The organism is Variovorax sp. Root318D1 (assembly GCF_001424835.1).
GTDB lineage: Bacteria > Pseudomonadota > Gammaproteobacteria > Burkholderiales > Burkholderiaceae_C > Variovorax.
The window spans coordinates 224,585-236,746 of sequence record NZ_LMCQ01000001.1 but is presented as its reverse complement, the minus strand read 5'-3'; the positions used below and the strand labels follow the sequence as shown (position 1 = coordinate 236,746).

At 67.4% G+C, this 12,162-nt stretch carries 13 protein-coding genes; 5 read left to right on the top strand and 8 right to left on the bottom strand.

Annotated features, from left to right (window positions below):
- The first annotated feature begins 74 nt into the window (after positions 1-74).
- From ASC78_RS01085 to ASC78_RS01075, 3 genes are read left to right on the top strand one after another with little or no spacing between them, the layout of a single operon-like run.
- Complete coding sequence (locus ASC78_RS01085; protein ID WP_055795903.1) at positions 75-1,028, top strand: 2-hydroxyacid dehydrogenase; 954 nt, start codon at positions 75-77, stop codon at positions 1,026-1,028.
- Between the two features lie 53 nt (positions 1,029-1,081).
- Positions 1,082-2,053: a Bug family tripartite tricarboxylate transporter substrate binding protein gene (locus ASC78_RS01080; protein WP_055795309.1), complete on the top strand. Its 972-nt coding sequence runs from the start codon at positions 1,082-1,084 to the stop codon at positions 2,051-2,053.
- A gap of 49 nt (positions 2,054-2,102) precedes the next feature.
- The gene (locus ASC78_RS01075; protein ID WP_055795307.1) at positions 2,103-3,080 is read left to right on the top strand and encodes a Bug family tripartite tricarboxylate transporter substrate binding protein; all 978 of its coding nucleotides are present in this window, start codon (positions 2,103-2,105) and stop codon (positions 3,078-3,080) included.
- A 2-nt stretch (positions 3,081-3,082) separates the two neighbouring features.
- Here ASC78_RS01075 and dmpG read toward each other — a convergent pair whose 3' ends face one another.
- The 7 genes from dmpG to ASC78_RS01040 all read right to left on the bottom strand — a co-directional run bounded on the left by dmpG (position 3,083) and on the right by ASC78_RS01040 (position 8,572).
- Positions 3,083-4,144: a 4-hydroxy-2-oxovalerate aldolase gene (gene dmpG, locus ASC78_RS01070; RefSeq protein WP_055795305.1), complete on the bottom strand. Its 1,062-nt coding sequence runs from the start codon at positions 4,142-4,144 to the stop codon at positions 3,083-3,085.
- On the bottom strand, positions 4,141-5,142 hold the full coding sequence (locus ASC78_RS01065; RefSeq protein ID WP_200934236.1) for an acetaldehyde dehydrogenase (acetylating): 1,002 nt from the start codon (positions 5,140-5,142) through the stop codon (positions 4,141-4,143). Before ASC78_RS01065 ends, dmpG begins: the two co-directional genes overlap by 4 nt.
- The gene (locus ASC78_RS01060; RefSeq protein ID WP_055795301.1) at positions 5,114-5,368 is read right to left on the bottom strand and encodes a 2-hydroxymuconate tautomerase family protein; all 255 of its coding nucleotides are present in this window, start codon (positions 5,366-5,368) and stop codon (positions 5,114-5,116) included. The genes ASC78_RS01065 and ASC78_RS01060 overlap by 29 nt, the downstream gene beginning before the upstream one ends.
- 3 nt (positions 5,369-5,371) lie before the next feature.
- Complete coding sequence (locus tag ASC78_RS01055) at positions 5,372-6,139, bottom strand: 2-keto-4-pentenoate hydratase (protein ID WP_055795299.1); 768 nt, start codon at positions 6,137-6,139, stop codon at positions 5,372-5,374.
- Positions 6,136-6,951 carry a 2-keto-4-pentenoate hydratase gene (gene mhpD / locus ASC78_RS01050; RefSeq protein ID WP_055795296.1) on the bottom strand — a complete coding sequence of 272 codons (816 nt, stop codon included), beginning with the start codon at positions 6,949-6,951 and terminating at the stop codon, positions 6,136-6,138. The genes ASC78_RS01055 and mhpD overlap by 4 nt, the downstream gene beginning before the upstream one ends.
- An 89-nt stretch (positions 6,952-7,040) precedes the next feature.
- Entirely contained in the window at positions 7,041-7,565 is a 525-nt protein-coding gene (locus tag ASC78_RS01045) for a GlcG/HbpS family heme-binding protein (protein WP_055795295.1), read from the bottom strand.
- Between the two features lie 29 nt (positions 7,566-7,594).
- The gene (locus ASC78_RS01040) at positions 7,595-8,572 is read right to left on the bottom strand and encodes a tripartite tricarboxylate transporter substrate binding protein (RefSeq protein ID WP_055795293.1); all 978 of its coding nucleotides are present in this window, start codon (positions 8,570-8,572) and stop codon (positions 7,595-7,597) included.
- An 89-nt stretch (positions 8,573-8,661) separates the two neighbouring features.
- Here ASC78_RS01040 and ASC78_RS01035 point away from each other — a divergent pair, with 89 nt between their 5' ends.
- Complete coding sequence (locus ASC78_RS01035) at positions 8,662-9,594, top strand: LysR family transcriptional regulator (protein ID WP_055795291.1); 933 nt, start codon at positions 8,662-8,664, stop codon at positions 9,592-9,594.
- Here the strand turns inward: ASC78_RS01035 and ASC78_RS01030 are convergent.
- A complete protein-coding gene (locus ASC78_RS01030) occupies positions 9,591-10,844 on the bottom strand; it encodes a porin (RefSeq protein WP_055795902.1) in 1,254 nt (417 codons plus the stop codon). The two genes, ASC78_RS01035 and ASC78_RS01030, sit on opposite strands and share 4 nt — an antisense overlap.
- A 252-nt stretch (positions 10,845-11,096) precedes the next feature.
- Here ASC78_RS01030 and ASC78_RS01025 point away from each other — a divergent pair, with 252 nt between their 5' ends.
- On the top strand, positions 11,097-12,143 hold the full coding sequence (locus ASC78_RS01025; protein WP_055795289.1) for a LacI family DNA-binding transcriptional regulator: 1,047 nt from the start codon (positions 11,097-11,099) through the stop codon (positions 12,141-12,143).
- Positions 12,144-12,162: the final 19 nt, after the last annotated feature.

Genomic DNA, 12,162 nt, shown 5'->3' with positions numbered 1-12,162 from the left:
TCAATGCATCACTAGCATGCGTCCATGCCGCCAGATCGCTGGCGGCTCGGCCTTCGCCAATGAACTTCTTCGCCATGCAACCCCAAGTCCTTCAACTGAACCCGATACTGATTCCCGCAATCAACGACAAGCTCGCATCGCTCTACACGGTGCACAAGCACTTCGAATTGAGCGATCCCGCGGCCTGGTTGCGTCAACATGGCGCATCGATCGATGCCGTGATCACCGGTGGGCACACCGGCATTTCGCGGGCGATGCTGGAGCAGCTGCCCAGCCTCAAGGTGGTGGCCATCAACGGTGTCGGCACCGACGCAGTGGATCTGCCGTACTGCCGCGAGCGTGCCTTGCCCGTCACCGCCACGCTGGGCGCGCTGACGGAAGACGTGGCCGACCTGGCCATCGGCCTGCTGATCGCGGCGTGCCGCAATTTGTGCGCCGGCGACCGCTTCGTGCGGGAGGGCCAGTGGGAGCTTCACCCCCAGCCCAGCGCCATTCCGCTCGCCCGGCGGTTCAGCGGCATGCGCATCGGCATCGTCGGCATGGGCCGCGTGGGCCGGGCCGTGGCCGTGCGGGCAGCCGCCTTCGGCTGCTCCATCGGCTACACCGATCTGCGCGCCATGGATGACGTCGCGCATCGCTTCATGCCGAGCCTGCTGGATCTGGCCCGCGCGTCGGACGCACTGGTGCTGTGCGCAGCCGCGGACCAGGCCGAAGGCATCGTCGATGCAACCGTGCTCGATGCGCTGGGACCGCGCGGCTTCCTGGTCAACGTCGCGCGCGGCCGGCTCGTCAATGAAGCCGCCCTGACGCAGGCGCTGGCCGCCGGCCGCATCGCGGGCGCCGGCCTGGACGTGTTCGTCGATGAACCGCACGTGCCGCTGGCGCTGCGCCAGTCCGGCCGCGCGACCTTGCAGGCCCACCGCGCCAGCGCCACCTGGGAGACCCGCACCGCGATGGGCGAGATGGTGCTGGCGAGCATTGCACAGGCCCTGGCAGGCGAGCGCCCCGCCATGAGCCTGACCACCTGAGCGCCTGCGTTCCCGCGCAGCAACCGCATCCATAACAAACGAAGGAGACACCCTTGTTCACTCGACGCCTTGCGATCCCACTCGCCCTTGCCTTCTGCGCCCTCCACGCGCCTTGCTTCGCGCAGGCCTTCCCTTCCCGCCCCGTGACCCTCGTGGTTCCATTCCCGCCGGGCGGCGGCACGGACACCGGCGGCCGCGTGATCGCCGAGCAGTTGAGCCGGCGCTGGAACCAGCCCGTCATCGTGGAGAACAAGGGCGGCGCCGCCGGGCAGATCGGCGCCGACTACGTCGCCAAGTCCAGGCCCGATGGCTACACGCTGCTCCTCGGCAACATCGGCACGCAGGCGATCAATCCCTTGCTGTATCCCAAGCTGCCCTACGACGCCGACAAGGCCTTTGCCCCGGTGTCTTTGGTGGCCGAGCTGCCGCTGGCCATGATGGTCCATCCGTCGGTCCCCGCGAAGACGGCGGCCGAGTTCGTGGCGCTGGCCAAGTCGAAGCCGGGCCAGATGAGCTACAGCAGTTCGGGCGCCGGCGGCGCGCCGCACCTGGCCGCCGAGATGTTCAAGGACCAGACGGGCTCCTTCATCCTGCATGTGCCCTACCGCGGCGGCGGTCCGGCCATCGCCGACCTGCTCGCGGGCCATGTGCAGCTGTCGTTCATGACGGTGCTGGAGGCCTCCGGCCACATCAAGGCGGGCAAGCTGCGCGCGCTGGCCGTGACCGGCGACAAGCGCGTACCGGCCTTTCCCGAGGTGCCCACGCTTGCGGAAACCGTGGCGCCGGGCTTCAACGCGATCTCCTGGATCGGCCTCTTGGCGCCGGCGGGCACGCCGCAGGATGTGGTGGACCGCATCGCGGCCGACGTGCGCACCGTGCTGGCCGACGAATCGGTCAAGGCACGTTTCGTCGGCCTGGGCGGCGTGCCGCGCGCCACCACGGCGCAGGAGTTCGCCAGGCTCATCGGCGATGACAGAAGCCGCTACGCCCAGATCATCCGCAGCCGCAAGATCACGATCGAGTGAACGCGCGCGCCGCCCTTCACAACAAGAGACCCCTGATAAGGAGACATTCATGCAACTCGCTTCCCTGTTCAAGATCCTTGCCGTCTCGGCGTCGCTGGCTGCCGTGCCCGCCGTGGCATTGGCCCAGGCCACCTACCCGGCCCGAGCCATCAAGATCATCGTGCCCGCCCCGCCGGGCGGGGCGATCGACACCATCGCCCGTGTCGTCGGCGACAAGCTCGCAGCGTCGATGGGCCAGCCGGTGATCGTCGACAACCGGCCCGGTGCATCCAACAATCTCGGCACCGACGTTCTCGCCAAGTCGGCGCCCGACGGCTACACCATCGGCATCGTGGGCGGCAGCCACAACACCAACAAGTTCCTGTTCAAGAATCTCGGTTGGGACCCGTTGACGAGCTTCGAGCCCATCGTCTACACGCACGAGGTTCCGCTGGTGTTTGCCATCTACCCGCAGCTTCCCGCGAAGACGCTGCCCGAGTTCGTAGCCTGGATGAAGGCCCATCCGGACGAAGCCAAGGTTGCCACCTCCGGCCGCGGCAGTGCGCAGGAAATGGCGGCCGAGATGTTCCGCATGGCAAGCGGTGCGCCGATGCTGCTGGTCCCGTACAAGGGCTCGTCCGCCGCGCATCCGGATCTGCTGGCCGGACGCACCGCGCTCTTCATCGACACAATCACCGCCATCCTGCCGCAGGTGAAAGCCGGCAACGCGCGGGCGGTGGCCGTGTCTACGCGCAAGCGCACCCGGTCGCTGCCCGACGTGCCAACCGCGGACGAACAGGGATTCAAGGGCTACGACGCCAACACCAACGGCGGGTTCCTGGCGCCCGCCGGCACGCCGAAGGCGATCGTCGCCAAGCTGAACGCCGAGATCAACGCGGCGCTCAAGCTGCCCGACGTGCGCACGAAGCTGGAGGCGGCCGGCATCGAGATACAAGGCGGAACGCCGCAGGAATACGCCGCGCTGATCAAGTCCGACCTTGCCAAGTGGGGCAAGGTGGTCAAGGAGGCGGGCATCCAGGCGGAGTGAGCTCAGCCAGGCAGTCCCCCGGCAAGAGCCGCATGGCCGCGGCCCTGCGCGGACCGGCGAAGCAGGTCGAGCGCCACGTCCACGATCATGTCCTCCTGGCCGCCCACCATCTTGCGCGCGCCCAGTTCGACCAGGATGTCCACGGTCTTGAGGTCGTACTTTTTCGCGGCCGCTTCGGCATGGCGCAGGAAGCTTGAATACACGCCCGCATAGCCCAGCGCCAGCGTCTCACGATCTACGCGCACCGGGCGGTCTTGCAGCGGGCGCACCAGCTCATCGGCCGCGTCCATCAGCTTGTAGAGGTCGGTGCCGTGGCGCCAGCCCTGGCGCTCGGCCGCCGCAATGAACACTTCGAGCGGCGCGTTGCCGGCACCGGCGCCCATGCCGGCCAGGCTGGCGTCGATGCGGTCGCAGCCCTCTTCCACCGCAACGATGGAGTTCGCCACGCCCAGGCTCAGGTTGTGGTGCGCGTGAATGCCGGTCTGCGTCTCGGCCTTCAGCACTTCCTTGAATGCGCGAAACCGGTCGCGCACATCGTCCATGCCCAGCGCCCCGCCGGAGTCGACCACGTAGACGCAGCTTGCCCCATAGCTCTCCATCAAGAGCGCCTGTTCGGCCAGCTTCCTCGGCGTGGTCATGTGGCTCATCATGAGGAACCCCACCGGGTCCATGCCGAGTTCGCGCGCGTATTCCAGATGCTGGCGCGACACGTCGGCCTCTGTGCAGTGGGTTGCGACGCGCACGATGCGCGCGCCAGCGTCGTAGGCATTGCGCAGGTCGTGCGTGGTGCCGATGCCGGGCAGCAGCAAAGTGGCGACCTTCGCGGTCTTCACCGTTTCGGCCACGGCCGCGATCCATTCGACATCGGTATGCGCACCGAAGCCGTAGTTGAAGCTGGAGCCTTCCAGCCCGTCGCCGTGCGCGACCTCGATGCTGTCGACGCCGGCAGCGTCCAGCGCCGCCGAAATCGCCTTGACGTTGGCAATGGTGTATTGGTGACGAATGGCATGGCTGCCGTCGCGCAGCGTGACGTCGCTGATGTAGAGCTTCTTTCCGCCGGTCATGCAAACTCCTTCAGGCCGCGGGCGATGCCGCTGGCGATGCGCCGTTCGGCCATCAGGTCCGCGCACGCGAGCGCGGCCGAGGTCATGATGTCGAGGTTGCCTGCATAGGCCGGCAGGTAATGCGCGGCGCCTTCCACCTCCAGGTAGACCGAGGTCTTGAGCCCATGGCGCAAGCCGAGCCGGGGCACGTTGAGCGGCCGGTCGACGGGAATCACGTCGAACTGCACGCGCTGCTTCAGGCGGTAGCCCGGGACGTAGGCCTGCACGCTCGCCACCATCTGCGCGATGCTGGCTTCCACCGCCGCCTGGTCGGCCGCCTCGGACAAGACGAACACCGTGTCGCGCATGATCAGCGGCGGCTCCGCCGGGTTCAGCACGATGATCGCCTTGCCGCGCTCCGCGCCGCCGAGCTTCTCGATCGCGGCCCGGGTGGTTTCGGTGAACTCGTCGATGTTGGCGCGCGTACCGGGACCGGCGCTCTTGCTCGATATCGATGCCACGATCTCGGCGTAGTGCACCTTGGCAACGCGCGATACGGCAGCCACCATGGGGATGGTCGCCTGCCCGCCGCAGGTCACCATGTTCATGTTGCTGGCGTTCTCGGCCTCGAGGTTGATTGCGGGGATCACGTAGGGGCCGATGGCCGCGGGCGTCAGGTCGATGACCTGCACGCCATGGGCCTGCAGCACCTCGTTATGGCGCGCATGGGCGCCGGCCGAGGTGGCATCGAACACGATGTCGATGTCCGGGAACACGCCGAGCCGCAGCAACCCTTCGATGCCTTCGGCCGTGGTGGCGACGCCCAGGCGCTCGGCGCGGGCCAGGCCATCGGAGCTCGGGTCGACACCGACCATCGCACCCATCTCCAGGTGCTTGCTGCTGCGCATGACCTTGATCATCAGGTCGGTGCCGATGTTGCCCGGGCCGATGATGGCGACCTTCAGTTTCTTCGTCACGTGGCTTCTTTCTTCAGTTGGCGAGCAGCTTGGCCGTTGCATCGGCGAGCTGTTCGCTGGGGGTTTCGTTGGTGGCTTCCGCTCGGATGTCGGACACGAGCTGGCCACCGCGACCCCAATGGCCCGACGGGTACTCGTGCAGCAGCACCCGCACCGCGTCCACCGGCATCTCGAGGCTCTCGGCCATGGCGCGCGACACGCTCTCTATCAGGCGGCGCTTCTTGTCGGGGCTGCGCCCCTCGATGATCTTGATCAGAGCAATGGGCATGGTTCACTCCTCGACGTGAAAGCCGGCGGTTCCAAGGCGCTCCATCTCGATCGAGATGTACTGGCCCGGCTTGATCCACTCGGCGGGCGTGGCGCCGCCCGCCATCACCACCCAGCCGGCCTGCAGCGGCTCGCCGGCCGCCGCCGAGAGGCGCGCCGCAGCCACCAGGGAGCGCAGGGGGTGGCCAAGGATGGCGGCGGTGGAACCGACCTGCACCACGCGTCCGTCGATGCTCATCACGAGGCCCAGGTTGCTGAAATCCTGGCGCGGGTCGCTCCAGGCGCCGATCACGAAGCCGCTCGACGAGGCGTTGTCCGCAATCACGTCGGGCAGGCTGAACCTGAAGTCGTGGTAGCGCGAGTCGATGATCTCGAGCGCCGGCGCCACGGCCTCGACCGCGGCGAGCGCCTCGGCCGCGGTGACGTCGCCGGCCAGCGGCTTCTTCAGCACGAAAGCCAGCTCGGGCTCGACACGCGGATGCACGAAGCGCGCGAACTTCACCGCGGTGCCCTCCTCCACCTGCATGCCGCTGGACAGGCGCCCCCAGATCACGTCGTCGATGCCCATCTGGACCATCTTGGCGCGGCTTGTGAAGCCCATCTTCACGCCGACGCGGCGCTCACCGCGCGCCACGCGGCGCTGAATGGATGCGGACTGGATCGCATAGGCATCGGCCAGCAAGAGCTCGCCCTTCGGGTCGATCTGCGGCACGGCCTTGGCATGGCGGGCGGCATCGTCCAGCAGATGTGCGAATTCGTGTGCCTGGCTCATTGGGATTCCTTTGCGGTGGCAGCGGCTTCGAACACGGCCTTGACGCTCCCGAGTCCGTTGATGTGGGTTTCGAACACGTCGCCGGGTGCGGCCGCCACCATCGGGCCGAGTGCGCCCGACAGCACCAGGTCGCCGGCGCGCAGCGGTTGGCCGAGCGCGGCCATGGTGCGAGCCAGCCAGACCACCGCATTGATCGGGTGGCCCAGGCATGCCGCACCCGCGCCGACCGACACCGGCTCGCCGCGACGGTTCATGACCATGCCGCACAGCCTGAGGTCGATCTCCCTGAGAAGCCGCGGAGATCCGCCCAGGACGAAGGCCCCGGAGGACGCGTTGTCCGCCACCGTGTCGACGAACCGGATGTCCCAGCCCGCGATGCGGCTGCCCACGATCTCGATGGCCGGGAGCACATGGTCCACCGCGTTGATCACGTCCGCGTGCCCGGGGTTGGCCATGCCGAGGTCCCGACCGAGCACGAAGGCGATCTCCGCCTCGACCTTCGGCTGATGAAGCCGCTGCATGGGAATCGGCTCTGCGTCGCCGAAGCTCATGTCATCGAACAGCACGCCGAAATCGGGCTGGTCGACGCCAAGCTGGGCCTGGACCGCGCGTGCTGTGAGGCCGATCTTGCAGCCAACCACGCGGCGGCCTTCGGCCAGCTTGCGCTCGGTGTTCATCCGTTGGATGGCGTAGGCGTCGGCTGCGTCGAGGCCGGGATAGGTGGCTCTCAACGGTGGAATGAAGTGGCCGGTCTGGGCGGCGCGCCACAGGGCGTCGGCCGCTTCAGCCAGCACGGCGGGTTGGGAAGGCATGGGTTCTCCGTTGCCCGCGCGCGGCGGGCAGTTTGAAAATTGGGGGGACGGGGTCAACGCGGGGCAGGCTCGGCCGCCGCGCGCGGCACTCAGAGGGCGCGATCCTTCAGGCCGACCTTGCTGTAGATCTCGTTCACGTGCTTCTTCACGCTTTCGGGCGTCGTGTCATCGACCGGCATGTGGGCCCAGCCCACCTTCGCGCGGGCGTGTTGGCCGATCTCCTCGTCCTGGTCGCCCGTCGCACCGCTGATGCCGTAGGCGCCGACCATTTCGTTGCCCTTGAACACGGGTGCACAGCCGCCGGAGGCGACCACCTGGCCGTTGGTGAAGACCGATGCGTTGACCAGCATCTGCGGGTTGCGCTCCTTGAACCACTGCTGGATCACCAGGCCGTCGCTGAAGCGCGGGCTCATCGAGCGGAAGGCGGCCACGGTGAACGCCTTGGCGCGGGCCGTGTCCGGCGTGATGAAGCCCGCGTCGTCCATGCGCTCGAGCGCGATCAGGTGGCCCTCGGGCCCGACGATGGCAACGGAGATGGGCACCCCCATTTCCGCGGCTTTTTCAGTGACCGCAGCGATGAATTCGCGGCACTCGGTGGCGCGCAGTTTGGACATGTCGATATTCCTTTGAAAAAAATCTGCTCTCACTCGGGCTTGATGCCCGTCTGCTGAATGAACTTCGACCACCGGGTGCCCTCGCCCTGCAGAAAGCGGGACAGTTCCGCGTCGCTGGTCTTCAGGACGTCGATGGCCTGGGCCTTGTAGATCGCCTGGATCTCGCTCGAATCGAGCGCCGCATGGGCCGCGGTGCGCAGCGCGGCGATCACGCTGTCCGGCGTGCGTGCCGGTGCCATCAGCCCCATCCACACGGAGGTGTCGAAACCCTTCAAGCCCAGCTCGTCGAGCGTGTGCAGCTCCGGTGCGATCGAGGTCCTGCGCGGGCTGGTGACGGCCAGCGCCACCAGCTTGTTGGCCCGCACGTGCGGCAGCACCGTGGAGGCCGGCGAAAACATGAGCTGCACCTGGCCGCCGAGAAGGTCGGTCACCGCGGGCGTGCTGCCCTTGTACGGCACATGGACCATCTTGATGTCGGCCATCCGCGCGAACAGTTCGCCCGACAGGTGCGGAGAGGTGCCGACGCCCGACGAGGCAAAGGACAGCGAGCCCGGCTTGGCCTTGGCGAGCGCGATCAGCTCGGCCACGCTCGACACCTTCAGCGAGGGATGGACCACCAGCACATTGGGCACGTTCCCGATCAGCGTGATGGGCTTGAAGTCTTTCAGCGGGTCGACCGCATTGGCCACCGGGAACGCGGCGTTGATGACGTTGGCGATCGTGATCGCAAATACCGTATAGCCGTCGGGCGGCGCCGTGGCCACGGCCTTGGCCGCGATGTTGCTGCCGGCGCCAGGCCGGTTGTCCACGATGAAGGGCTGGCCCATGCGCCTGCCCATCTGATCGGCGACGGCGCGCACCGCCACGTCCGTTGCCGTGCCGGGCGGAAAACCCACCAGCACCTTGATGGGTGCACTCGGGTAGGCAGGCTGCGCAACGCTCCATGAAGGCAAAGCGGCGGCAGCAAGCGCCGGCACGGAGGCAAGGAGAAGTTCACGGCGTTTCATGTCTCGGGTCTTTCTGTGTTGGAGTGATTAGAAGACGCGCGTGGCTATGATTCAATCGAGACTTTCCAATCGAATGATTGGCTCCGCTCATGAATGTGACTCTCCGCCAGCTCCGGGCTTTCGTGCTGGTCGCGCGGCTCGGCAACTTCACCCGCGCCGCGCAGGCCATGCACCTCACGCAGTCGGCCCTGAGCCTCCTGGTGCGCGAACTCGAAAGCGCCATCGAGACCCGGCTGTTCGACCGCACCACACGTACCGTGGCGCTGACGGCGGCGGGCAGCGACTTCTTCCCGCGCGCGGAACGCATCCTGGCCGAGCTCGAATCGGCGATCGCAGGTGTGGACAAGCTGGTGGCGCGGGAACGCGGACGCGTCGTGGTGGCGGCCCCGCTGGTGCTGTCCAGCACCTACCTCCCGCCGATCCTGGCCGCCTTCGGCGCGCAATACCCCGGCATCGAGGTCGTGCTGCAAGACACGCTGCCCAACCAGGTGCTGCCGCTGGTGCGCGGCGGTGCGGCCGACATCGGCATCGGCACTTTCGCGTCGGATGAGGCAGACATCCAGCGCACCCTGCTCTTCTCCGAAGCCATGGCGGCCGCGTTCCCGGCGGGGCATGCGTTCAGCCGCCTGAAGAAACTGAGCTGGACGGACCTTGCGCAGGAGCCGGTGCTTGCATTGAGCCGCGGCAGCGTTTTCCGCGACCTCACCGAAGCCGGCTTCGCCGCCGCCGGGATGATGCTGAAGCCCGCACGGGAGGCCAACTATGCGGGCTCGCTCATCGGCATGGTGGACGCCGGGCTCGGCGTCGCGGTTCTTCCCGGCTATGCGGTGAAGCTGGCCGACCCGGCGCGGATCGGCTGGCGCCGCATCGAGAACCCCTCGATCGACCGCGAGGTCTCGCTCGTGCGGCGCGCGGGCGTTTCGCTCTCCCACGCGGCGCAAGGCTTCGTCGACTTCATCGTTGCGACGCCCGGCGCGCAGCAACCCGCGCCGGCCAGGCCGCGCCGACGCAAGCTGACCTAGAACGCGTGGCGAATGCCCAGGTCGTATCCGCTCGAGGTTCGCGGCGCAAACACGCCGGTGGTGATGAACGCCGGCCCGCCCACCGTCAATGCCGCGCCGTTCTTGTTGCTGATGCGCGCGACGGTGGCGTACAGCGCGGTGCGCTTCGACAGGTTGTGCACGTAGCTGAGGCTGAGCTTGCCGGCCTTGGGGTCGGGCACCGGCACCAGGGCCGTGGGCGCCGCATCCGTGTCGTAGCTGACCCGTGAATAGGCGGCGCGGATGAGGCCCGGCCCCACCGGAACAGTCGCGCCGATCAGGTAGCCCTTGATGTCCGTGTCGGGCAACGGAAATAGCGGCGCGGCGGCGTAGTCGCGCGTCTTGCTCACGCGGGACAGTTCGCCAAACAGCTTGACGACGCCGAAGTCGTACGAGGCGCCCAGGTTGACCGTCTTCACGTTGTCGGTGGTGCCCGCGAAATAGTCGTCCCCCGCCGTGCTGCTGCCATAGGCGAGCGCGATGTCCAAGGGGCCGTTGAGATAGCCGACGCGGCCTCCCACGTATCGGCCGGCGCGGCTGCTTGCGACCGCGCCGGCGTTGACCTGGCCGGTGAGCGGGTTCACGCCCGGCGGCGTGGCGGTGCCGGGGTCGTAGCTGTTGTTCTCGTGCAGCGCGTACATGAACTGGCCATAGAACCCACCCAGATTGGGAGGCAGGAAGTAGCCGATCGAGTTGCTGGCACGCAGGTAGTTGGCATTGCCGCCGAAACCGCCGGCACCGCCGGTGGTGTTGAAAAGGCTGGCTGCGGAGATCAGGTTGGCACCGACACCGACGGCGCCAAACGGGTCGTACACCGTGTCGTTCCAGAAGGTGGGCGTGAAGTCGCGCCCCAGGCGAATTTCGCCGAAGCCACCCATGAGGCTCACGGTGGAACGCCGGCTGAAGTTTGCCAGGCCGGTTGCGCCGTCGTCGTTGGTGATGGGGCTTTCGAGCCAGAAGCCGGCTGCGAGCCCGCCGCCCAGATCCTCCGTGCCCCGAAAGCCCAGGCGGCTGTTGTTGTAGGCCGAGTTTGCGAGCGCGGTCCGGCTCACGGTGCGCGAGCCCTGGTTGACGTAGAACGGCGATGCCGGCGTTGCGAAGTTGCGGTCCTCCGACTTGCTGGCGTAGTGGCTGACCGACGCGTCGACGACGCCGAAGATGGTGACAGACGACTGCGCGCATGCGGCACCGGCCGAGCCGAGAACGACCATGCCGAGCAATGAACTTTTCAGTTTGTCCCGATGACGCAGGGAGGGGTGGGGCTTCATGTTTTGTCTCCAGTTTTCGTTGCGATCCAGGCGAGGTGGCCGGACGGCGGATCAATCCGGCCGGCCTTGGGATGCGGCGCTCTTCTTTTATGCTATCGTTAGCATTGATTCTAGAGAGACTTTCTAGATGAAGTCAAACGGCTTTTTCTTGGAGTTCGTCTTCTGTCGTGCTATCGTTAGTGCAACCCACACACTGCTCGCGCATATAGTTCGCACATGGTCACGATCAAAGACATTGCCCGGCGCCTCGAGGTCTCCGCTTCCACCGTGGGCCGGGCTCTGTCCGACGACCCGCGCATCAGCGCCGCGATGAAGCAGAAGGTGGCCGAGGTCGCGAACGAGTTGGGCTATGTGGCCAACCGCGCGGCGCGCATGATGCGCGGGGCCTCCAGCAACCTAGTGGGCCTGGTCGTTCCGGACATTCGCAACAGCTTCTACTCGACCATCGCGCATGCGCTGTCCAAATGCCTGGAGAGCGCGGACCTGCAACTCACGCTGTCCGAGACCGACGACGACCGCCTGGTCGAGCTGCGCCACATCCGCGAGCTCACCAGCGTCAACGTGGCCGGCATCATCATCGTGCCGACCGCTCGGCCGCATCCGGAGTCGGTGCGACTGCTCAAGATGACACCGCGCATCCAGCTGCTGCGCCGGCATGCGGCGCTGGGCGAGCACTGGTTCGGCATCGACGACGCACAGGCGCTGTTCCAGGCCACGCGCCACCTGGTCGAACTCGGCCATCAGCGCATCGCCTACATCGGCGGCACCACCGACCTGCCCACGGGCGCCGCGCGGCTGCAAGGCTTTCAGAACGCCCTCGCCGGCAGCAAGGCGGCCACGCATGCGCGCGAGGAACTCGGCGCACCCGCGTCGACCGACTTCGGCCGCGACGCGATCCGCCGCCTGCTCGCGCTGCGCACCCCGCCCACGGCGGTGGTCCTGGGTTCGGTCCAGAACACGCAGGGCGTGCTGGAGGAACTGCTGGCCAGCGGCGTGCGCGTGCCCGAGCAGCTGTCCGTCGTCGGCTTCGGCGACGAACTGGGCTTCCGCTGGTGGGGCCCCGGCCTCACGACCGTGAGCCTGCCGGTCTCCGAACTGGCCACCGCCTGCGGGCTCTGGTTCATCCACCAGCTGAAGCAAAAGCCTGAAAGCGCAACCCCCTACAGCTCCGTCTCGCCGCCCACGCTCGTGGTGCGCGGCAGCACCCGCGCGCTGGAAACCACCAGCGCCAAACGCGGACAGGCCCGTCTGCTCGCCGACTAGGCATTCCATCCCCATCTCA